This is a genomic window from Phenylobacterium sp., from assembly GCF_041916435.1.
GTDB lineage: Bacteria > Pseudomonadota > Alphaproteobacteria > Caulobacterales > Caulobacteraceae > Phenylobacterium.
On sequence record NZ_JAYRZM010000003.1, the window covers coordinates 318363 to 337659 of the forward strand.

The 19297-nt window shown below is 69.9% G+C and carries 21 protein-coding genes; 15 read left to right on the forward strand and 6 right to left on the reverse strand.

Translation table 11 applies throughout. The features are described from left to right. Window positions 1-58: 58 nt before the first annotated feature. The gene (locus ACE3TA_RS09960; RefSeq protein ID WP_374573103.1) at window positions 59-856 is read left to right on the forward strand and encodes an alpha/beta fold hydrolase; all 798 of its coding nucleotides are present in this window, start codon (window positions 59-61) and stop codon (window positions 854-856) included. A 6-nt stretch (window positions 857-862) separates the two neighbouring features. Here ACE3TA_RS09960 and ACE3TA_RS09965 read toward each other — a convergent pair whose 3' ends face one another. Together ACE3TA_RS09965 and ACE3TA_RS09970 are read right to left on the reverse strand one after the other, a co-directional pair. Further along, window positions 863-2233, reverse strand: coding sequence for a glutamate--cysteine ligase (locus ACE3TA_RS09965; RefSeq protein ID WP_374573105.1), 1371 nt, complete (start codon window positions 2231-2233; stop codon window positions 863-865). A 114-nt stretch (window positions 2234-2347) separates the two neighbouring features. Continuing rightward, window positions 2348-3070, reverse strand: coding sequence for a 16S rRNA (uracil(1498)-N(3))-methyltransferase (locus ACE3TA_RS09970; protein WP_374573107.1), 723 nt, complete (start codon window positions 3068-3070; stop codon window positions 2348-2350). Window positions 3071-3118: 48 nt separating this feature from the next. Between ACE3TA_RS09970 and ppk2 the strand changes: the two genes are divergently transcribed. Continuing rightward, the gene (gene ppk2, locus ACE3TA_RS09975; protein WP_374573109.1) at window positions 3119-3877 is read left to right on the forward strand and encodes a polyphosphate kinase 2; all 759 of its coding nucleotides are present in this window, start codon (window positions 3119-3121) and stop codon (window positions 3875-3877) included. Between the two features lie 3 nt (window positions 3878-3880). Beyond that, window positions 3881-5092: a winged helix-turn-helix domain-containing protein gene (locus tag ACE3TA_RS09980; RefSeq protein ID WP_374573111.1), complete on the forward strand. Its 1212-nt coding sequence runs from the start codon at window positions 3881-3883 to the stop codon at window positions 5090-5092. Window positions 5093-5229: 137 nt separating this feature from the next. On the opposite strand, the gene ACE3TA_RS09985 is transcribed toward ACE3TA_RS09980, so the two are convergent. Together ACE3TA_RS09985 and ACE3TA_RS09990 are read right to left on the reverse strand one after the other, a co-directional pair. Continuing rightward, entirely contained in the window at window positions 5230-7017 is a 1788-nt protein-coding gene (locus ACE3TA_RS09985; protein ID WP_374573113.1) for an ABC transporter ATP-binding protein, read from the reverse strand. A gap of 410 nt (window positions 7018-7427) precedes the next feature. Next, on the reverse strand, window positions 7428-7691 hold the full coding sequence (locus tag ACE3TA_RS09990; RefSeq protein WP_374573115.1) for a hypothetical protein: 264 nt from the start codon (window positions 7689-7691) through the stop codon (window positions 7428-7430). 405 nt (window positions 7692-8096) lie between these two features. Here ACE3TA_RS09990 and ubiA point away from each other — a divergent pair, with 405 nt between their 5' ends. The 8 genes from ubiA to ACE3TA_RS10030 all read left to right on the forward strand — a co-directional run bounded on the left by ubiA (window position 8097) and on the right by ACE3TA_RS10030 (window position 13511). After that, on the forward strand, window positions 8097-9038 hold the full coding sequence (ubiA, locus tag ACE3TA_RS09995) for a 4-hydroxybenzoate octaprenyltransferase (protein ID WP_374573117.1): 942 nt from the start codon (window positions 8097-8099) through the stop codon (window positions 9036-9038). 71 nt (window positions 9039-9109) lie between these two features. Next, window positions 9110-10057 (forward strand): fatty acid desaturase family protein, encoded by a 948-nt coding sequence (locus tag ACE3TA_RS10000; protein ID WP_374573119.1) that lies wholly within the window; start codon window positions 9110-9112, stop codon window positions 10055-10057. A gap of 41 nt (window positions 10058-10098) precedes the next feature. Continuing rightward, window positions 10099-10755: a methyltransferase gene (locus ACE3TA_RS10005; protein WP_374573121.1), complete on the forward strand. Its 657-nt coding sequence runs from the start codon at window positions 10099-10101 to the stop codon at window positions 10753-10755. Window positions 10756-10796: 41 nt separating this feature from the next. Further along, window positions 10797-10973 (forward strand): hypothetical protein, encoded by a 177-nt coding sequence (locus ACE3TA_RS10010; RefSeq protein WP_374573125.1) that lies wholly within the window; start codon window positions 10797-10799, stop codon window positions 10971-10973. A gap of 74 nt (window positions 10974-11047) precedes the next feature. Beyond that, on the forward strand, window positions 11048-11386 hold the full coding sequence (locus ACE3TA_RS10015) for a VOC family protein (protein ID WP_374573127.1): 339 nt from the start codon (window positions 11048-11050) through the stop codon (window positions 11384-11386). Window positions 11387-11571: 185 nt separating this feature from the next. Next, entirely contained in the window at window positions 11572-12684 is a 1113-nt protein-coding gene (locus ACE3TA_RS10020) for a S1C family serine protease (protein ID WP_374573129.1), read from the forward strand. A 45-nt stretch (window positions 12685-12729) separates the two neighbouring features. Beyond that, the gene (locus tag ACE3TA_RS10025; protein ID WP_374573131.1) at window positions 12730-13158 is read left to right on the forward strand and encodes a hypothetical protein; all 429 of its coding nucleotides are present in this window, start codon (window positions 12730-12732) and stop codon (window positions 13156-13158) included. A gap of 8 nt (window positions 13159-13166) precedes the next feature. Then, window positions 13167-13511: an MmcQ/YjbR family DNA-binding protein gene (locus ACE3TA_RS10030; RefSeq protein WP_374573133.1), complete on the forward strand. Its 345-nt coding sequence runs from the start codon at window positions 13167-13169 to the stop codon at window positions 13509-13511. Between the two features lie 15 nt (window positions 13512-13526). Here ACE3TA_RS10030 and ACE3TA_RS10035 read toward each other — a convergent pair whose 3' ends face one another. Both ACE3TA_RS10035 and ACE3TA_RS10040 read right to left on the reverse strand, forming a co-directional pair. Beyond that, window positions 13527-14552, reverse strand: coding sequence for a hypothetical protein (locus ACE3TA_RS10035; RefSeq protein ID WP_374573135.1), 1026 nt, complete (start codon window positions 14550-14552; stop codon window positions 13527-13529). Between the two features lie 146 nt (window positions 14553-14698). Beyond that, window positions 14699-14920 carry a hypothetical protein gene (locus ACE3TA_RS10040; RefSeq protein WP_374573137.1) on the reverse strand — a complete coding sequence of 74 codons (222 nt, stop codon included), beginning with the start codon at window positions 14918-14920 and terminating at the stop codon, window positions 14699-14701. Between the two features lie 137 nt (window positions 14921-15057). Here ACE3TA_RS10040 and ACE3TA_RS10045 point away from each other — a divergent pair, with 137 nt between their 5' ends. The 4 genes from ACE3TA_RS10045 to ACE3TA_RS10060 all read left to right on the forward strand — a co-directional run bounded on the left by ACE3TA_RS10045 (window position 15058) and on the right by ACE3TA_RS10060 (window position 19278). Beyond that, window positions 15058-16584: a UbiD family decarboxylase gene (locus tag ACE3TA_RS10045; RefSeq protein ID WP_374573139.1), complete on the forward strand. Its 1527-nt coding sequence runs from the start codon at window positions 15058-15060 to the stop codon at window positions 16582-16584. 107 nt (window positions 16585-16691) lie between these two features. After that, window positions 16692-17087 (forward strand): MAPEG family protein, encoded by a 396-nt coding sequence (locus ACE3TA_RS10050; protein WP_374573141.1) that lies wholly within the window; start codon window positions 16692-16694, stop codon window positions 17085-17087. Window positions 17088-17158: 71 nt separating this feature from the next. Then, window positions 17159-18490: a TldD/PmbA family protein gene (locus ACE3TA_RS10055; protein ID WP_374573679.1), complete on the forward strand. Its 1332-nt coding sequence runs from the start codon at window positions 17159-17161 to the stop codon at window positions 18488-18490. Beyond that, window positions 18487-19278, forward strand: a complete 792-nt coding sequence (locus ACE3TA_RS10060) for a 3'(2'),5'-bisphosphate nucleotidase CysQ (RefSeq protein WP_374573143.1) — start codon at window positions 18487-18489, stop codon at window positions 19276-19278. Before ACE3TA_RS10055 ends, ACE3TA_RS10060 begins: the two co-directional genes overlap by 4 nt. The last annotated feature ends 19 nt before the right edge of the window (window positions 19279-19297 follow it).

Below are 19297 nucleotides of genomic sequence, written 5' to 3' on the forward strand. Positions count from 1 at the left end.
CGCTGACTTGAGCTTGCGCCGAGGCGGTGTACGTAGCTCGACCAGGGAGGAAGCCGCCATGCCATTCGCACGCGCCAACGATCTGAACCTCTACTATGAGCTCGGCGGGGCAGGAGAGCGGCTTCTGTTCATCTCCGGCACAGGCGGCGACCTGCGGGTCAAGCCCAACGTGTTCGACGGCCCCTTCCCCAAGTCGTTCGAGCTCCTGGCCTACGACCAGCGCGGCCTTGGCCAGTCGGACAAGCCCGAGCGCGACTACGCCATGGCCGACTACGCCGACGACGCGGCCGGGCTGATGGACGCCCTGGGCTGGGATCAGGCCCTGGTGGTCGGCGTCTCCTTCGGCGGCATGGTCGCCCAGGAGCTGGTGCTGCGCCATCCGGGCAAGGTGAAGCGGCTGGTGCTGGCCTGCACCTCGCCCGGCGGGGCAGGCGGCGCCTCGTTCCCCTTCCATGAGATCGAACACCTGCGGGGCGAGGCCCGCGCCAGGCATCTCATTCCGATCAGCGACACGCGGCGCGACGCCGCCTGGGCCTCGGCCCACCCGGACCAGTACGCCCAGCTCGTGGCCATGGGCGCGGCCGAGCCCTTCGCCGACGAGCCAGGCCGGGCCGAAGGCGCCCACCGCCAGCTCATGGCGCGCAAGCACCACGACACCTGGGACCGCCTGGGCCAGATCGCCTGCCCGGTGCTGGTCGCCGCGGGGCGCTATGACGGGATCGCCCTGCCGGAAACGCAGGAGCGCATGGCCTCGCGCATTCCCGGCGCCCGGCTCCAGTGGTTCGAGGGCGGGCACCTGTTCATGCTGCAGGACCGCACTGCGGTCCCGGCGATGGTGGAGTTCCTGAAGGGCTGAACCGCCCTAGTAGGCGAAGGCCTCGAACACCGGGCTCACGTCGCCGCCCCAGGGGCCGTGATAGAGCTCCAGCAGCCGCTCGGCGGGAGTGATCCCGCTGGCGGCGATCTCCTCCAGTTCGGCCAGGTAGCCGCTTTCGTCGACCATGCCGCCGCTCAGGCGGTTGCGGCGCTTCAGGCCCTCGCGGGCGATGGCGAGCAGATCCTTGGCCACGTCCTGCACCGAGCGGCCGGCCACCTGCGCCTTCAGGCCCTGGCGGGTCACGTCGGCGCGCAGGGCGTTGTGGTCCTCAACCGTCCAGTGCTTGCACAGGTCCCAGGCGGCGGCGAGCGCGGCCGAATCGTAGAGCACGCCGGTCCACAGCGCCGGCAGGGCGCAAAGCCGGCTCCACGGGCCGGAATCGGCGCCGCGCATCTCCAGGTACTGCTTGAGCCGCACCTCGGGGAACAGGGTGGTGGTGTGGTCGGCCCAGTCCTTCAGGGTCGGCCGCTCGCCCGGCAGGCCCGGCAGCTCGCCCTTCATGAAGTCGCGGAACGACTGGCCGGAGACGTCGATGTAGCGGCCGTTGCGCTTGACGAAATACATCGGCACGTCGAGCGCGTAGTTCGCGTAGGTCTCGTAGCCGAAGCCGTCCTGGAAGACGAAATCCAGCATGCCCGTGCGGTCGGCGTCGGTGTCGGTCCAGACGTTGGCGCGGAACGACAGGAAGCCGTTGGGCTTGCCCTCGGTGAAGGGCGAGTTGGCGAACAGCGCCGTGGCGATCGGCTGCAGGGCCAGGCTCGTGCGGAACTTCGCCACCATGTCGGTTTCGGAGGCGAAGTCGAGATTGGCCTGCACGGTGCAGGTGCGGAACATCATGTCCAGGCCCAGGCCGCCCACCTTGGGCATGTAGGCCTTCATGATGCCGTAGCGGCCCTTGGGCATCACCGGGATGTCGGCGCGGGTCCAGTTGGGCGTGAAGCCCAGGCCCAGGAAGCCCAGGCCCAGCTCGTCGGCCACGACCTTGACCTCCTGCAGGTGGCCGCCGGTCTCCGAACAGATGTCGTGCATGGTCTCCAGCGGCGCGCCGGACAGCTCGAACTGGCCGCCGGGCTCAAGGCTGACGTTGGCCTTGCCGCGCTCCAGGCCGATCAGCACATCGCCCTTGTCGGAGGACTCGTAGACCCCCTGCCAGCCGAATCGCATCAGCCCTTCGAGCAGCGCCTTGATGCCGGCCGGGCCCTCGTAGGCCACGGTCTGGTGCGAGCCCAGGCGGAAGACGAACTTCTCATGCTCGGCGCCCACGCGCCATTCGCTGGCGGGCTTTTCGCCCTTGGCCAGCCACTGGACGAGGTCTTCCAGCGCCAGCGGTCGGTCGTCGCACACGACGTCGGCCATACATGTCTCCCAAGTGCCCCATGGGCGCCTCGCGCGAGAGGCTCTCCCAGCGGAAGGCCGGCGCGGCTGCGATCTTTACGCCGTTAGGTCAGGTGGGAGCAATCTCTGCAAAGCTCAAGGGGTCCAGTCGCCGAGCGCCGCCTGCCACAGGCTGAGCGCGGCGATGGCCGCCGTGTCGGCCCTTAGAATCCTTGGCCCCAGGCCCGCCGGGACGGCGAACGGCAAGGCCCGCAGGCGCGCCCGCTCGGCCGGTGAAAAGCCCCCTTCCGGTCCGATCAGGATCGCCCAGGGCCCCGCCGGGCGGCCCTTCAACGCCTGCAGGAGCGGCGGCGCGTCGCCGGCCTCGTCGCAGAACACCAGCATGCGGGCGGCGTCCCAGCCCTCGATCAGCCGCTCCAGCTTCTCCGGCGCCTCGACGGCCGGCACGTCCAGCCGCCCGGTCTGCTCGGCCGCCTCGGTCGCGATGGCCGCGAGCCGCGCGATATTGGTGTGATCGGCGTTGGTGCGCTCGGTGATCACCGGCCGGACCCGGCGCGCGCCAAGTTCCGCGGCCTTCTCCACGATGGTCTCCAGCCGGGCGCGCTTGACGAGCGCGATGACCAGATCGAGGTCCGGGCCCGCCGCCTGGGGCCGCTCCAGCGCCTCGATCCTCAGGCTCGCGCCGCGCTTGCCGGCCTGGGAGAGGACGGCGCGCCACTCCCCATCGCGGCCGTTGAACACCAGGAGCTCGTCGCCGACGGCCCGGCGCATCACCGCCACCAGATAGCGGCTCTGGTCGGCGTCCAGCGCCAGCTCGGCCCCTTCGGCCAGGTCCTGGGTCACGTGCAGGCGGATCATGCTGACAGCTTCTAGCGGCCTGGACGGCTAAGGCGCTAGGGTCCGCCCATGAGCAAGCATGATCACGACGACGACCTGCAGGCGGCCCAACTGGGCCTCGTGCGCTGGCAGCAGCACTGCATGGAGGCCGGCCAGAAGGTGCTGGTGATCTTCGAGGGCCGCGACGCCGCCGGCAAGGACGGCACGATCAAGCGGGTGACCGAGCACATGAGCGTGCGCAACACCCGGGTCGTGGCCCTGCCCAAGCCCTCGGACCGCGACCGCACCCAGTGGTACTTCCAGCGCTACGTGCAGCACCTGCCCGCCGCCGGCGAGACGGCGATCTTCAACCGCTCCTGGTACAACCGGGCGGGCGTCGAACGGGTGATGAGCTTCTCCACGCCCAAGGAGCAGGAGGACTTCCTGCGTGAGGTGCCGACCTTCGAATCGATGCTGGTCGATTCCGGCCTGATCATCGTCAAGCTGTGGCTGGACGTGTCCAAGAAGGAGCAGAAGAAGCGCCTGGACGAGCGTCGCGACGATCCGCTCAAGGTGATGAAGTCGAGCCCGCTGGACGCCGCCGCCCAGGAGCGCTGGGACGGCTACACCGTCGCGCGCGACGAGATGCTCAAGCGCACCCACACCCAGGCCGCGCCCTGGACCTGCGTGCGCGCCGACGACAAGCCCAAGGCCCGGGTGGCGGTGATCCGCCATCTGGTGCGCACCCTGGCGCCGCACGACCTGGCCAAGACGGTGGACAAGCCGGACCCCGACATCCTCTTCCCGTTCGAGCTGTCGGCCCTCTCCGACGGGCGCCTGGAGCGCTGAGGCTTGGGGCCGGGGCGGGACGTCATCTCGGCGAAGGAGGCGCGGCGCATCGCCCTGGCCGCCCAGGGGTTCGCCGCCGCCCGGCCGGATGGAGAGATCAGCCGCCGCCAGCTCGTGAAGGCGATCGAGCGGCTGGGCGTCGTCCAGCTCGATTCGGTGAACGTGGTCTCGCGCACCCACTACCTGCCGGCCTTCTCGCGGCTGGGCGCCTATCCGCGCGCGCTGCTGGAGGATACGGCCTGGGGCAGGAAGCCCGCCGTCTTCGAATACTGGATGCACGAAGCCTCCATCGCCCCGTTCGACGCCCAGCCGCTGATGCGCTGGCGCATGGAGGACGCGGCCCAGGGCGTGGGCGTCTGGAAGGGCGTGGCCCGCTTCCTGCGCGAGCACCGGGGCTTCATCGACCGGGCGCTGGCCGAGATCGACGCCCGCGGCCCGCTGGCCGCCTCTGAGCTGGAGCTGGGGGCCAAGGGCGCCGGCGGCTGGTGGGGCTGGAGCGAGGCCAAGCGAGCCCTGGAGTGCCTGTTCTGGTCGGGCGAGCTCACCACCGCCACACGCCGGGGAACCTTCGAGCGGGTCTACGGCCGGCCTGAGAAGGTGCTGCCCCGCGCCGTCTGGAGCGCGCCGACGCCCGACCGCGCCGACGCCCAGCGCGAGCTGGTCCGCCGGGCCGCCCGCGCCCAGGGGATCGCCACCGAGCGCGACCTTCGCGACTATTTCCGCATGGGGCCCGCCGAGGCCAGGGCGCGCATCGCCGAACTGGTGGAGGAAGGCGAGCTCGCGCCGGTCACGGTGAAGGGCTGGGACCAGCCGGCGTATCTGCACCAGGCCGCCCGGCGGCCGAGGCGCGTGGAGGCCGCGGCCCTGCTCTCTCCGTTCGACAACCTGATCTGGTTCCGCGAGCGCACCGAGCGGCTGTTCGGCGTCAAGGTGCGCCTGGAGATCTACACGCCCGCGCACAAGCGCACCCACGGCTACTACGTCCTGCCGTTCCTGGAGGGCGAGACCATCACCGCCCGGGTCGACCTGAAGGCCGAGCGCAAGGCCGGCGTGCTCATGGTGCAGGCGGCCCATTCCGAGCCGGACACCGGACCGGACACGGCGGGCAAGCTCGCCGCCGAGCTGCGCCTGATGGCCGGCTGGCTCGGCCTCTCCGAGGTCCGCGTCAAGCCGAAAGGCGACCTGGCCGGACGGCTGAAGGGCGCACTGGACTGAGATCCTCCCCCGCTGGGGGAGGTGGATCGGCGCGCGGCGCCGAGACGGAGGGGGACTTCGACCTTCGATTTCAAAGTCCCCCTCAGTCCCTCCGGGACAGCTCCCCAGGAGGGGAGCATCCGAAGGGATGCCGCGCCCTAGACCGCGCCCTCGGCCACTGCGTGCAGGCGCGCATAGGCGCCGCCCTTCTTGACCAGCTCCTGGTGACGGCCCTCCTCCACCACCCGGCCGCCTTCGAACACCAGGATGCGGTCGGCGCCGCGGATGGTGGACAGGCGGTGGGCGATGACGATGGTCGTGCGGCCCACCATCAGCTCTTCGATCGCCGCCTGGACCTGGCGCTCGGTCTCCACGTCCAGCGAGGAGGTGGCCTCGTCCAGCACCAGGATCGGCGCGTCGGCCAGGAAGGCCCGGGCGATGGCGACGCGCTGACGCTCGCCGCCGGACAGCTTCACGCCCCGCTCGCCGACCAGGGTGTCGTAGCCCGTGGGCAGGCGGCTGATGAAGTCGTGCGCCCGCGCCCGCTTGGCCGCCAGCACGATCTCCTCGCCCGTGGCGCCGGGGCGGCCATAGGCGATGTTGTCGGCGATCGAGCGGTGGAACAGCGCCGGGTCCTGGGGCACCACGGCCACGGCCTGGCGCAGGCTGGTCTGGCTGACCTTGGCGATGTCATGGCCGTCGATGAGGATGCGGCCGCCCTGCACGTCGTAGAGCCGCTGGATCAGCTTCACGAAGGTGGTCTTGCCCGCGCCCGTGGGGCCGACCAGGGCCACCCGTTCGCCCGGCGCGATCACCAGGGTGAAGTTGTCGTAGAGCGGCCGCTCCGCCGACTTGTAGCGGAACGTCACCCGGTCGAAGGCGATCTCGCCCAGTTCGCCGCGGAAGTGGCCGGCGTCGGGCTTGTCCGCCACCTCCGGCGACATGGTGGCGTAGCGGGCCACGTCCTCCACATCGTCCAGGCCGCGCTGCATCATGCGGATGTTCTCGCCGATGTTGCGCAGGTAGCCGCTCATCAGCATGAACGAGGTGATGGCGAAGGCGACGTCGCCGGCGCTGGCCCGGCCGCGGCTCCACAGCCACACCAGCAGGCCCGAAAGCCCCGCCTGCAGCACCACCAGGATCATGCTCTGGATCATCCACACGTCCAGGAACCGGGCCCAGGTGATCACCGTGGCCTTGCGCCAGGTCTCGGTGACGTCGGCGATGCGCTCCTCCTCCCGTCCTTCCGCGCCGAAGGCCTTCACCGTCGGATTGGAGCTGATGGAGTCGGCCAGGGCGCCGCCGATGCGCGAGTCCAGGGCGACCGAGCGCAGGTTGGCCGGCCGCACGTAGAGCGTGGACAGGACGAGGTTCGAGCCGATGTAGAACGCCACCACCGCCAGCGAGAAGAAGCCCACCACCGGCCAGCGGAAGATCATCGAGATCGACAGGCCCACCAGCACCAGCACGGCCGGCCCCAGCCACAGGACCACGGCGTCGGACACCGCGTCGTAGCCCCACATGGCCCGCGACAGGCGCCTGACCGTGGCGCCGGCGAAGGTGTCGGCGTGCCAGTCGGCAGAGAACGACTGGACCCGCTGGAAGGCCTCGTCGGTCATGTCCTTCATGTTGGCGGCGGCCATCGGGTTCCAGAAGCGGAACGAGGCGTTCCGCACGATGGTGAAGCCCAGGTAGATGCCGACGAACACGGCCCAGGGGCCCCAGGCGCGGCCCGGCGAGCCCGGACCGGCGGCCACCGCGTCGATCAGCCGGCCCGACGCCCAGGGCATGGCCAGGTCGAAGCCGATGGCCGCCAGGGCCAGGGCCACCGACGCGCCGAACAGCCGCTTCCGCCGCATCCAGAAGCCGGCGATGAAGCCCAGCACCTGGCCGTTGGAGAGCGTTCGTTTGCGGACGTCGTCTTCGTCTTCGTAGTGTTCAGTCATGACAGCCTCGTGCGCGCAGCGAAGGAGCGCGCCGGTCCGACGACGCGCGAGGTGAAGGGGATGGACGGCGCGGACGCGCGCGAGCGCGCGCGGTCAGGCGCCGAAGGGAGTCGGGACTTTGCGGGGAGCCGAAGCGGTCGGCTCCGGAAGGAAGCGGTGAACACGGCGGGTATCCTGGGATCGGGGAGCAAGAGGCCCCGACCAAGGACGCCCTGTGGTCAGGCCTCGGCGAGGCGGAGGGGGTTCGTTCGCACAGCAAATGCCATCGGTGCGTCCCTCCTTTCCGTTTCCAGGACGCCGAGACGCTAGGCGGGGCCGGATTCACCGTCAAGGCGCGGGCGCCGGCCGTCCCCAGATCGAGGCTGGGTGTGGCTCCCGCGCCGCGCCAAATCCGCGGGTTGTGGGGGCCGTCAGTCATTGGCGGCCCCCAGCATCCTGGGATCGAACGGCCGGCCCGCGCCCGGCCGGCGCACTAGCGACAGCACCAGGCGCGCCGGAACCCTGAGGCGGGATCCGCGCCGCCAGGGCGGGCGCCAGCCCATCAGCTTCTCCGCCAGGATCAGGCCGAGCATCGCCGCGGATTCTGCGGGATCGATCGGCCGCAACCGGCAGAAGGCGTCCAGACGCTCCATGTCGGCGCGCAAGGGGGGATCTTCGTCGATGGGAGGCGACATCGGAGACATCCGATCTGGACCCGGCCAGGCCGCGTCCGCAGACACGGGGACTCCTGGGTCGGGCTTTGCGCCGCGCGAGAGCGGCGAAGGTGGGGAGATCACGCTCCGGCTGGAGCGTCGGCGGGGCCGCTAGGCTGGGAGCTTCGGAGAGAAGGTCCGGTCAGCAGGTCGGCGGATAGTGGCCGGGGCGGAGTTTACCTCGCGCGGACCACATCACGGCCGGGGCGACGAAATGGCGGGCGTTCGAAGCGATGGCATTCATCTGGTCGCGCCCTCCTGTTGCTGGTCGCCGAATGGTTGCGAGGCTTAGGCGCCTCGCGTGCAGGCGTCAACCGCCTCGCGTCACTCTGTTACGTGAAATTTTCGACTGAGGCGCCAAGGCCACGATCTGCTAAACGCACGGCCATGACCGCCCACCTGCCCGACGCCGCGCCGACCAACTGGGTGGACAGCCACGCGCCCCAGGGCCTGCGTCCCTGGCTCAAGCTCGGCCGGTTCGACCGGCCCACCGGGATCTGGCTGCTGATGCTGCCGGGCTGGCAGGGGATCGCGCTCGCCGCCGCCATGGAGGGCCGCGCGCCCGACCTGAAGCTCATGGCGGCCTTCTTCGCGGGCGCGGCGCTGATGCGCGCGGCGGGCTGCGCCTACAACGACGTCGTCGACAGGGACATCGACGCCAAGGTCGCCCGCACGGCCGCCCGGCCCGTGGCCAGCGGCGAGATCAGCGTGGGACAGGCCTGGGCCTTCATCGTCGCCTGCAGCCTGATCTCCCTGGCCATCCTGCTCAGCTTCCCGCCCGTGGCGATCGGCCTGGGGGTCGGCTCGCTGGCGCTGGTGGCGGCCTATCCGTTCATGAAGCGCATCACCTGGTGGCCGCAGGCCTGGCTGGGGCTGACCTTCAACTGGGGCGCGCTCCTGGGCTTCGCCGCGGCGACGGGGAGCATCCAGCTTCCGGCGCTCCTGCTCTACGCCTCGGGGATCTTCTGGACCCTCGGCTACGACACCATCTACGCCGTGCAGGACCTGGAGGACGACGCCTTGGCCGGGGTGAAGTCCTCGGCTCGCCGGCTGGGCGCGGCCGCGCCGCAGGGCGTCTTCGTCTTCTATGTGATCTGCTTCTTCCTGGCGCTCACCATCGCCTGGTTCGGCCGGCTGGGGCCGCTGTTCTGGCCGCCGGCGGCGCTCTACGGCATGCACCTGGCGCGCCAGGCCAAGCGGCTGGACGTGTCGGACGGCCCGGCCGCCCTGGCGCTTTTCAGGTCCAACACCCTGGCCGGCCTGATCCTGTTCGCCGCCCTCGCGGCGGGGATGTGGCGGCCGGCCGGCGGCCTCTTCATCGGCGGCTAGGGCGGCTTTTCCAACGAATGTGACGCCACGTCATTCTGTCTCCGCCGTCAGTTTCATGCGAAACTGAAACTATGACAGTCGCCGCCCGCGTCGATCCGAAAGCCTTCTTCACGCCCGAGGAATGGACGCCGCTCACCGTGCGCTCCAACTGGAAGGGGCTGGCGCTGGTGGCCCACGCCTGGGCCGTGATCTTCGCGGCCGCGGCGGTCGGCGTGATCTGGCCGATCACCATTCCCTTCATGGTGGCGATCATCGGCGCGCGGCAGCTCGGCCTGTCGATCCTGATGCACGACGCCGCCCACGGCGCGCTGCACCCGAACATGAAGGTCAACGACTGGGTGGGCGACAACCTCACCAGCGGCGGCCTGGCGCGCTATCGCAACTACCACCTGCAGCACCACAAGTTCGCCCAGCAGGCCGAGGACCCGGACCTGGTGCTCTCCGCGCCCTTCCCGATCACGGCCATGTCGCTGCGCCGCAAGATCATCCGCGACCTCACCGGCCAGACCTGGTTCAAGCAGCGCTTCGCCGACCTTCGGGCCCGCCTGCGCGCGCGCAGGCCCGGCGAGCCGATCCTGCCCATCATCGGCGAGGAGCTGCGCCGCAAGCGGCGCTTCCTGATCGGCGCGGCCGTGACCATCGCCGCGACCGCCCCGTTCGGCCTGTGGTGGGTCTGGTTCGTCTTCTGGCTGCTGCCCCAGGCCACCTGGCTGCAGATGGTCACCCGCCTGCGCAACATCGCCGAGCACGCCTGCGTGGCCAAGGACGAGCCCGACCCGCTGCACCACGCGCGCACCACCTACGCCAACATCCTGGAGCGCATCTTCATCGCGCCCTACTGGGTGAACTACCACTGCGAGCACCACATGTTCATGCATGTGCCCTGCTACAGCCTGGCCAGGACCAACCGCCTGCTGGCCGGCAAGGGTGTGACCGACCGGATGCTGACCGCGCCCGGCTACATGACCGTGCTGAAGCTCGCCGCCTCCAAGCCGGCGGGTAGCGCCAGGGCCGGCTGAGCCGCTACAAGGCCGCTTCCTGAAGCAAGGGCGGCCGCGCCGTGATCGTTCCCACTTTCGAGGGTCGCCGCGCCTTCATCCGCGAGCACACGCGCCTGCAGGTTCCGCCGCACACGCCGGAGCTCACGCTGCACCTGGCCGACGAGGTCACGCCGATCTGGCGCATGACCGAGGAGGCGCTGGAAGAGATCGGCCTGCCGCCGCCCTTCTGGGCCTTCGCCTGGGCCGGCGGCCAGGCCCTGGCCCGCTACGTCCTGGACCATCCGGCCGAGGCCGGCGGCAAGCGGGTGATCGACTTCGCGTCGGGCTCGGGGATCGTCGCGATCGCCGCCGCCAAGGCCGGGGCGGCCCACGTGCTGGCCGCCGACATCGACCCCTTCTGCGGCGCGGCCCTGGCGCTGAACGCCGAGGCCAACGGCGTCGCCATCGACTTCACCGACCAGGACCTGCTGGACGCGCCGGCGCCCGAGGCCGAGGTGATCCTGGCCGGCGACATCTGCTACGAAAGGCCCCTCGCCACGCGGGTGATGGCCTGGCTCACGGCCGCGAAGGCGCGCGGGGCGCGAGTGCTGATCGGCGATCCCGGCCGCAGCTACTTCCCCCGCGAGGGCCTGACCAAGCTCGCCGAATACCAGGTGCCCACCACCCGCGAGCTGGAGGACATGGCGATCAAGAAGACCGCCGTCTGGAGCCTCTGAGCCGGATAGGCGCGCCGCGCCGGCGCGGCTATGATCGCGGCATGGTCGAAGGTCTCTATCGAGAAACGGGCTCCGGCGAGAACGTCGAGTTCGCGCGCGTGCGCTTTGCGGACGGTTCGGAGCTGGACATCCAGCGCCACGAGTATGAGGCGGAGTGCTACGAACCGCCCTTCGACGAGCTGCCCACCCGCAGCGAATTCGAAGCGCACCACGCCTGACGGCCGCGCGAAGGGGACTCGCCCCGCCCGCGCGATCCTGATAAGAACAAAACACGAACAATGTGGAGGACGCCATGCGCGAGGACGGCAAGATCGACTACGTGGAGTTCCCGGCCAAGGACCTGCCGGCGGTGAAGGCCTTCTATGCGGCGGCCTTCGGCTGGCGCTTCGTCGATTACGGGCCGGACTACGCGGCCTTCGAGGATGCCGCGCTCGACGGCGGCTTCAGCGCCCGGCCGGACGAGCCCCGCCCCCTGGTGATCCTCTACGCCCACGACCTGGAGGCGATGGAGGTCAAGGTGAAGGCCGCCGGCGGCGTGGTGGTCCGCGAGATCTTCAGCTTCCCGGGCGGCCGCCGCTTCCACTTCCGCGACCCGGCCGGGAACGTGTTGGCGGCCTGGACGGCGGCGTGAGGCTGACGCTTATGCCAGGTTCGGCATGCGACTTGCTGACAACCTTGTGTTGATTGAACGAGGTTCATGCTGGGACCGCGACGAAGGGGGACGTCATGCGCGCACTGAGATCTGCGCTTATCGCCGCTGCGCTGTTTGCAATGGGATCAGCGGGACTTCCGGCCCACGCGGCCGAGACGCCGCACGTGGCTTTCACGAAGGCCTCCAGCGAAATCCCGGATGGAAAGATCGTCGGTGTCTTCAAGTGGGGCGTGATCTGCGTGCAGCCGGAGGACATTCATTGGTCCGACTTGGCGCCGAGGTTCGACGGGATCGACGCCGTCTTCGCTCAAGAGGCCAAGGCCGCGGGGCTTCAGCCGGACAACGATCCGTCCAATCTGTTCGCCGATACGTCCGGCGCCGCCGATATCGAAGTGGGCGCCCTGATCAAGGATGCGGACATGACGGTCTGCTCGAACGTGGTCGACCACAGAAAGTACGACGTTCGCCTGACCATCGAATGGCAGGTCTACTCGCGCTTTCGCCACGAGGTGATCGCCAAGGTCACCACCAACGAGAGCATCCACAGTGACGAACAAGAGTCGCAGATCGCCGTGCACAAGGCGTTCGCCGCCGGTGCGCGCAAACTGTTCGCCGACGAGGCGTTCCGCAACGCGGTCAATTCTGCGGCTGATGCGCCGGCGCAGAGCGCCTCGCTCGAGGCGCGCGGGACGCCGATCACGCTCGCCGGGCCGAGCCGGGCCGCCGTTCCGATCTCGGACGCGGCGGGATCGGTCGTCGCCATCTTCGCCGGCGGCGCCATGGGCAGCGGCTTCCTGGTGTCAGCCGACGGCTACCTGCTGACCAACGCCCACGTCGTTGGCGAGGCCAAGACCGTGAAAGTCCGCTGGTCGGACGGGCTGGAGGCGCCGGGCGAGGTGATCCGGCTAGACAAGCGGCGCGACGTGGCCCTGGTCAAGACCGCGCCGCGCAGCCGCTTCGCCCTGGCCTTGCGCCCTGGCGTGGTGGAGTCTGGCGAGACGGTCTTCGCGGTCGGCACGCCTCTCGATGAAGCGCTTCAGGGAACCCTGACCAAGGGGGTGGTGTCGGCGAACCGCATCATCGACGGCATGAGCTTCATCCAGAGCGACGTGGCGATCGACCACGGCAACTCCGGCGGGCCGCTGTTGGATGACAAGGGCCGCGTCGTGGGCATCGCCGATCTCCGCTATGAGCCTGGCCAAGTCTCCCACGACATTGCTTTCTTCATTCCCATCGGCGACGCGCTCGACTTCCTGGCCCTGAAGCCGCAATCCTAGGGTGGGCGCGGCGCATGTCCGCCGCCCGTCGTCTGGGAGGCGGTCATGCTGCGAATTCATCTCGGAGTTCTGGCGGCGCTTGCGCTCGCCACGCCGGCGTTCGCCCAGCTCAACTGCACGACCGACCGGATCGGCGTGACCACCTGCCTGGACAGCGCCGGGAACGCCTATCGCGGCAAGGCCGATCCCAAGGGCCGGCTGGTCTGGCGCGACGGCCGCGGCCACATCGTCAGCGGCTACACCAACGAGGACGGGGTGTCCGTGCTGCTCGGCCCGGAGGGCGCCCGCGTGGTCGGCTATGAGGACGCGGCCGGCAACTCGGCCTGGCGCACGCCGGGCGGGCGCACGATCTACGGCCACACCGACGCCGAGAACGGGAACTCGTTGTACCGCGACCGGCAGGGGAACGTGCTGCGCTGTCACGACGACGGCCAGGGCCACAAGGTCTGCATCTCCGGCCGCGAAGCGCACTGAGGCGTGCCATGACCTATGAAGAGATGCACGCGATCGTCATGGAGTTCCCCGGCGCGACCGAAGGGACCTCCTACGGCCGGCCCTCGTTCAAGGTGGGCGACAAGTTCTTCACCCGCCTGCGCGGCGAGGACGGCAGCCTGGTGCTCATGGACGTGAGCTTCGACGAGCGCGAGATGCTGATGGAGGCCGAGCCGGCCACCTTCCACTTCACCGCCCACTACAAGGACTATCCCTGCGTGCTGGCGCGGATGAAGTCCCTGCACCCCGGCTCGTTCCGCAACTTCCTGGAACGCCGCTGGCGCAAGATCGCGCCCAGGGCCGCCGTCAAGGCGTTCGACGCGGCCAAGGCGTAGGCGCGCCAGCCGGTCTCACCGCACCAGATAGCGTCGGTCGTCTTCCGACAGCTCGCTGCTGAACAGCGCCGCATAGTCCGCCAGGAACACCTTGAGCCGTTCGGGAATCTGCTCTTCCCCACGCCCCCGCCGGCCCACGTTGAAGCGCGAGCGCTCCCTGTCCGGCGCCTCCGCGTAGGCGCGCAGCCTTGCGACCTGCTCGTCCGTCATCGCGAAATGCTCGGAGAGCGCGCGGACCAGCCGGTCAGGATGCAGCGTGTGCTCTTCGTAGCGGATCATCAGCGGCGCTGGGATCAGCCCCTGTCGTTCGCACCGCTTCCACGACAGGAAGAACGCGATCAGCCAGACGCCGAGCGAATGGCACAGCAGCGTGTAGCGGTCCTCGACAGGCAGCGACCTGTAGTTCTGCGGCATCGCAAACTGAGAGTCCCCGATCCAGTCGTTCGGGTCCTCGCCACGTTCGGCGAACATGTCGTCGAAGGAGACGATCGCATCGAGAACGTTGCGCGTCGTCACGACGGGAGAGAGACCGAACAGCTGGAACTGCAAGCCCAGATAGGACGAATAGCGCGTGTGGTGCTGAGCGACGAAGCCGCGCTCGTTCATGATGACCGCCTTGGCGATGGCCATCTCGTCCAGTTCCTGTTCACGGGAGTTCATGCCGAACCGCGAACTAAGCGTCGGCGTGGTGAAGGTGGTCAGCGACCCGACCGGCAGGTCGAAAGCGTGCGCCAAGGCCGACTGCAGAAAGGACGACCCCGACTTCGGCATGCAGCAGACGACATATTTCGGCGTCGTCGACCGAACAGCCGCGTCACGCGTCGCGACCAGCGCGCGCAACGCCAGCGGCGCCGCGCGGCGGACCAGTTCGTCCCGCTCGCTTTCGGCCAACCTCAGGAAAGGATTGTGCAGAAAGGCTTCCAGTATGGTCGACAAATAGTCCGGCGCAGACTGCAGGACTTCGCGCGCCTGCTGCTGAACCTGCGGATTCGCCGAGAGGAATAGGCTTCGTTTCAGCTCGAGTTCGCTGTCTTTGTCCATGCCGTCCGATGGGGCGACGTCCCGGCCGGCGGGCGGCCTTCACGTCCTGCCTCTACAACGGGCCAGCGCCGCCAGCCCCCTCCACAACCCGGAGATGTACGTTCCAAGCGGGGCCAAAAAAGGGCCGCGCCCAGGATTCAGCCGCTCTAGAAGTCGTCTTCGATCATCGAGCGGAAGTGCTCCATGACCTCGCCCATGCGTTCGACATCGCCCTCGGCCTCCTCCGCCGGGGCGGCCGGCGTCTCGGCGCCGACCAGGCGGGCCTCGACCACGCCGCCGCGCACCAGCAGCACCTCTTCACCGGCGGCGACGCCCGCGAGCTGCTGGGCGACGCGGGGCGGCAGGTCGTCGAGATCGATGCGGGTCATGAATGAAGTCTAGCGCCGGCGCCCGGCCCGGCAAGGCGTGACACGGGCCAAGCGCGACATGGAAGGCGTGACATGGGCCAAGGCGTGACATGGGCGAGCGCGCGGCCTAGCTTCCGGCCGCACACGCCGGAGAGCCCATGGCCTATCGCTCGCTTCGAGACTTCATCGCCAAACTGGAAGCCGCCGGCGAGCTGGTGCGGGTGAGCGAGCCGGTCTCCTCGGTGCTGGAGATCACCGAGATCCACCGCCGCCTGCTGGCCCAGGGCGGGCCGGCCGTGCTGTTCGAGAACGTCGTCCGCGCCGACGGCGAGCCGTCCGGCATGCCGTGCCTGGTCAACCTGTTCGGCACGGTGCGCCGCGTGGCCATGGGCGTCACCCTCGAAGGCCGCGAACGCGCGAGCGCGGAGGATCTGCGGGAGGTGGGCGAACTGCTGGCCTTCCTGCGCGCGCCCGAGCCGCCGCGCGGCCTGAAGGACGCCTGGGACATGCTGCCGCTGGCCAAGACCGTGATGTCCATGCGCCCGGCCACGGTGAAGAAGGCGCCGGTGCAGGAGGTGGTGCTTACAGGCGACGACATCGACCTTGGCAAGCTGCCGATCCAGACCTGCTGGCCAGGCGAGCCCGCGCCGCTGATCACCTGGCCGCTGGTGGTCACCAAGGGCCCGTCGGAGGACCGCGAGGACGACTACAACCTCGGCATCTATCGCATGCAGGTGGTCGGCAAGGACCGCACCATCATGCGCTGGCTGGCGCACCGCGGCGGGGCCCAGCACCACCGCCGCTGGAAGGCGTCGGGCAAGCCCGAGCCCCTGCCCGCCTGCGCGGTGATCGGCGCCGATCCGGGCACCATCCTGGCCGCGGTCACCCCGGTGCCCGACACCCTTTCCGAATACCAGTTCGCCGGCCTGATGCGCGGGGCCAAGGTGGAGCTGATCCCGGCCAAGACCGTGCCGCTCATGGTTCCGGCCGAGGCCGAGATCGTCATCGAGGGCCACGTGCTGCTCGACGACTACGCCGACGAGGGCCCCTACGGCGATCACACCGGCTACTACAACTCGGTGGAGCGCTTCCCGATCTTCCAGGTCAGCGCGATCACCATGCGCAGGAACCCGATCTATCTGACCACCTTCACCGGCCGGCCGCCGGACGAGCCGAGCGTGCTGGGCGAGGCGCTGAACGAGGTGTTCATCCCGCTGATCCGCCAGCAGTTCCCCGAAATCGTCGACTTCTGGCTGCCGCCGGAGGGCTGCAGCTACCGCATCGCCGTGGTGTCGATGAAGAAGGCCTACCCCGGCCACGCCAAGCGCGTGATGATGGGCGTCTGGAGCTACCTTCGCCAGTTCATGTACACCAAGTGGGTGATCGTCGTGGACGACGACATCGACGCCCGCGACTGGAAGGACGTGATGTGGGCGATCTCCACGCGGATGGATCCGGCCCGCGACGTCACGATCATCGAGAACACGCCCATAGATTACCTCGACTTCGCCTCGCCGGAGTCCGGATTGGGCTCGAAGATCGGCCTGGACGCCACCAACAAATGGCCGCCGGAGACCAAGCGTGAGTGGGGCGAGAAGCTCGCCATGGACGCCGACGTCGTCGCCGCCGTCACCGAGAAATGGGCGCGCCTGGGCTTGCCCGGCGACGGAACGCCGGTCGATTGAGCCGGCCCGCCGCTTCGCGCCAGGGACGCACGGACTTGCCCCGCTCGGCGAACAGCGTCCAACTGCGCGGCTTCAGATGGCTTGATGGGGGCTGAGAGCCGATGGACATGACAGCATCCGCACATGCGGCGGCCTTGTGGGTCGGGCTGAACCTCTTCGTTCTGTTGATCCTGTCGATCCTGGTCGTGCGCCAGCGGCAGAAGCACAAGGTGGTGCTGGGCGACGGCGGGGTGCCCGAGCTCATCCAGGCGATCCGCGCCTTCGGCAACGCCACCGAATACGTGCCGGCGGGCATGGCCGCGCTCGCCATGCAGGCGGTGGTCGGCGCGCCGGCGCTGGCGATCCACATCACCGGCGTCCTGCTGTTCGCCGGACGCGTGCTGCATGGCTACGGCCTGTCCTCCAGCGGCGGGGCGTCGCTGCCGCGCACGGTCGGCGTGATCCTCACCTGGGTGGCCTACATCTTCGCCGGCGCCGCCCTGGTCTTCTACTCGATCGGCTGAGCCCTCTCGGCCGGGCCCCAGGCCAACGCGCCGCGCTTGCCCGCGGGCGCGGGGGCGGCCATATGGGCGTCATGGATGAAAACCTGCTGTCCGACGTCGTCGCCGCCGCGCTGAAGGCCGGCGCCGATGCGGCCGAAGCCGCCGGGGCCGAACGCCGCGCCCTTTCCATCAGCGTGCGCCTGGGCGCGTTGGAAGAGGTGGAGCGCGAGGAATCGCGCGACCTGGGCCTGCGCGTCTTCATCGGCCGCCGCCAGGCCACCGTCTCCGGCTCGGACATCTCCGCCGAGGGCCGCGCCAAGCTGGTGGAGCGCGCCGTGGCCATGGCCAGGCTGGCGCCTGAGGACCCCTATGCCGGCCTCGCCGATTCCGAGCGGCTGGCCCGCGGCCCGTTCCCGGATCTCGACCTCTACGACCCGGCCGAGCCCGCGGCGGACGCGCTGGAAGCCCGCGCGCGCAGCGCCGAGGACGCCGCCCGGGCGATCGAGGGCGTCACCAACTCCGACGGCGCCTCGGCGTCCTGGTCCGCCGGCGCCTGGCGGCTGGTCACCAGCGGCGGCTTTTCCGGCGCGCACCGCGCCTCCGGCTTCTCCATCGGCGCCTCGGCCATCGCCAGCGACGCGAACGGCATGGAGAACGGCCACGACTGGCGCTCGGTGCGCTGGCAAGACGACCTGCCCGAAGCCGGGTTGATCGGCGAAGAGGCCGGCCGCCGGGCCGTGAGCCGCCTGGGCGCGCGCAAGATCGCCTCCACCACCGCCCCGGTGATCTTCGAGAACCGCATCGCCGCCTCGCTGATCAGCCCGCTGATCGGGGCGATCTCCGGCCCGGCCATCGCCCGCGGCACCTCGTTCCTGAAGGACAAGCTCGGCGAGCAGCTCTTCGCCAAGGGCGTGACCGTCACCGACGATCCGCACCGGGTCCGCGGCCTGGGCTCCAGCCCGTTCGACGACGAGGGCGTGGCCAACGAGAAGCGCGATCTGATCGACGACGGCGTCCTGACCACCTGGCTGCTCAATTCCAGCGCCGCGCGCCAGCTCGGGCTGGAATCCACCGGCCACGCCTCGCGCGGGCTCGCCGGCCCTCCCGGCGTCAGCCCCACGAACCTCACGCTGCAGCCGGGCGAGCGCGACCTCGCCGGCCTGATGGCCGACGCCGGCCAGGGCCTGTTCATCACCTCGATGTTCGGCCCCTCGCTCAACGGCAACACCGGCGACTGGTCGGTGGGCTGCTCGGGCTTCTGGTTCGAGAACGGCGAGCTCGCCTATCCGGTCAGCGAGATCACCGTCGCGGGCAACCTGATCGACATCTTCGCGCGCCTGCAGCCGGGCTCCGACCTGGAGCTGCGCCGCGCCGCCAACGCGCCTTCGATCCTGGTGGACGCCCTGGCCATCGCGGGCCGATGACGCACGGCGCCGGCGACGACCTGGACCTGATCCTCTCGGCCGCCCGCGAGGCGGGCGAACTGGCCGTGCGGCTGCGCGCCGCCGGGCTGGAGGTGGACTACAAGGAGGGGAACTCCCCCGTCACCAACGCCGACCTGGCCGCCGACGCCCTGCTCAAGGAGCGCCTCACCGCCGCGCGGCCGGACTACGGCTGGCTGTCCGAGGAGACCGCCGACAATCCCGAGCGGCTCGGCAGGCGGCGCCTGTTCGTGGTCGATCCCATCGACGGCACCCGCGCCTTCCTGAAGGACCGGCCGTGGTGGGCGGTGTCCGTGGCCGTGGTGGAAGAGACCCGCCCGGTCGCCGGCGTGGTGGTCGCCCCGCAGGTCGGCCAAGTCTTCGCCGCGACCGAAGGCGGCGGGGCGACCCTGAACGGCGCGCCGATCCGGCCAAGCGACGCCGCGGCGCTGGAAGACTGCGCCATGGTGGGCGACGCGCGCATGTTCGCCCATCCGTCATGGCCCGCGCCGTGGCCGCCGATGCGGATCGAATCGCGCAACTCCACCGCCTACCGCATGTGCCTGGTGGCGTCCGGCGACTTCGACGCGGCCCTGGCGCTGGTCGCCAAGGCCGACTGGGACCTGGCCGCCGCCGACCTGATCGCCCGGGAAGCCGGCGCCGTGGTGAGCGACCACCTGGGCCGGCCGTTCAGCTACAACGGGCCGATTCCCGCCCAGAAGAGCCTGATGTGCGCCGCGCCCGCGCTCGCCCCGTTGATCCTGGAGCGCGTCCGGCATATCGCCATCTGAAACACACTCGTTTCGAGGC

Excerpts from the sequence above, each read along its gene's own strand:
- ACE3TA_RS09960 (WP_374573103.1), top strand. The coding sequence starts at position 59 with ATGCCATTCGCACGCGCCAACGATCTGAACCTCTACTATGAGCTCGGC.
- ACE3TA_RS09965 (WP_374573105.1), bottom strand. The coding sequence starts at position 2,233 with ATGGCCGACGTCGTGTGCGACGACCGACCGCTGGCGCTGGAAGACCTC.
- ACE3TA_RS09970 (WP_374573107.1), bottom strand. The coding sequence starts at position 3,070 with ATGATCCGCCTGCACGTGACCCAGGACCTGGCCGAAGGGGCCGAGCTG.
- ppk2 (WP_374573109.1), top strand. The coding sequence starts at position 3,119 with ATGAGCAAGCATGATCACGACGACGACCTGCAGGCGGCCCAACTGGGC.
- ACE3TA_RS09985 (WP_374573113.1), bottom strand. The coding sequence starts at position 7,017 with ATGACTGAACACTACGAAGACGAAGACGACGTCCGCAAACGAACGCTC.
- ACE3TA_RS09990 (WP_374573115.1), bottom strand. The coding sequence starts at position 7,691 with ATGTCGCCTCCCATCGACGAAGATCCCCCCTTGCGCGCCGACATGGAG.
- ubiA (WP_374573117.1), top strand. The coding sequence starts at position 8,097 with ATGACCGCCCACCTGCCCGACGCCGCGCCGACCAACTGGGTGGACAGC.
- ACE3TA_RS10000 (WP_374573119.1), top strand. The coding sequence starts at position 9,110 with ATGACAGTCGCCGCCCGCGTCGATCCGAAAGCCTTCTTCACGCCCGAG.
- ACE3TA_RS10010 (WP_374573125.1), top strand. The coding sequence starts at position 10,797 with ATGGTCGAAGGTCTCTATCGAGAAACGGGCTCCGGCGAGAACGTCGAG.
- ACE3TA_RS10015 (WP_374573127.1), top strand. The coding sequence starts at position 11,048 with ATGCGCGAGGACGGCAAGATCGACTACGTGGAGTTCCCGGCCAAGGAC.
- ACE3TA_RS10025 (WP_374573131.1), top strand. The coding sequence starts at position 12,730 with ATGCTGCGAATTCATCTCGGAGTTCTGGCGGCGCTTGCGCTCGCCACG.
- ACE3TA_RS10030 (WP_374573133.1), top strand. The coding sequence starts at position 13,167 with ATGACCTATGAAGAGATGCACGCGATCGTCATGGAGTTCCCCGGCGCG.
- ACE3TA_RS10035 (WP_374573135.1), bottom strand. The coding sequence starts at position 14,552 with ATGGACAAAGACAGCGAACTCGAGCTGAAACGAAGCCTATTCCTCTCG.
- ACE3TA_RS10040 (WP_374573137.1), bottom strand. The coding sequence starts at position 14,920 with ATGACCCGCATCGATCTCGACGACCTGCCGCCCCGCGTCGCCCAGCAG.
- ACE3TA_RS10045 (WP_374573139.1), top strand. The coding sequence starts at position 15,058 with ATGGCCTATCGCTCGCTTCGAGACTTCATCGCCAAACTGGAAGCCGCC.
- ACE3TA_RS10050 (WP_374573141.1), top strand. The coding sequence starts at position 16,692 with ATGACAGCATCCGCACATGCGGCGGCCTTGTGGGTCGGGCTGAACCTC.
- ACE3TA_RS10055 (WP_374573679.1), top strand. The coding sequence starts at position 17,159 with ATGGATGAAAACCTGCTGTCCGACGTCGTCGCCGCCGCGCTGAAGGCC.
- ACE3TA_RS10060 (WP_374573143.1), top strand. The coding sequence starts at position 18,487 with ATGACGCACGGCGCCGGCGACGACCTGGACCTGATCCTCTCGGCCGCC.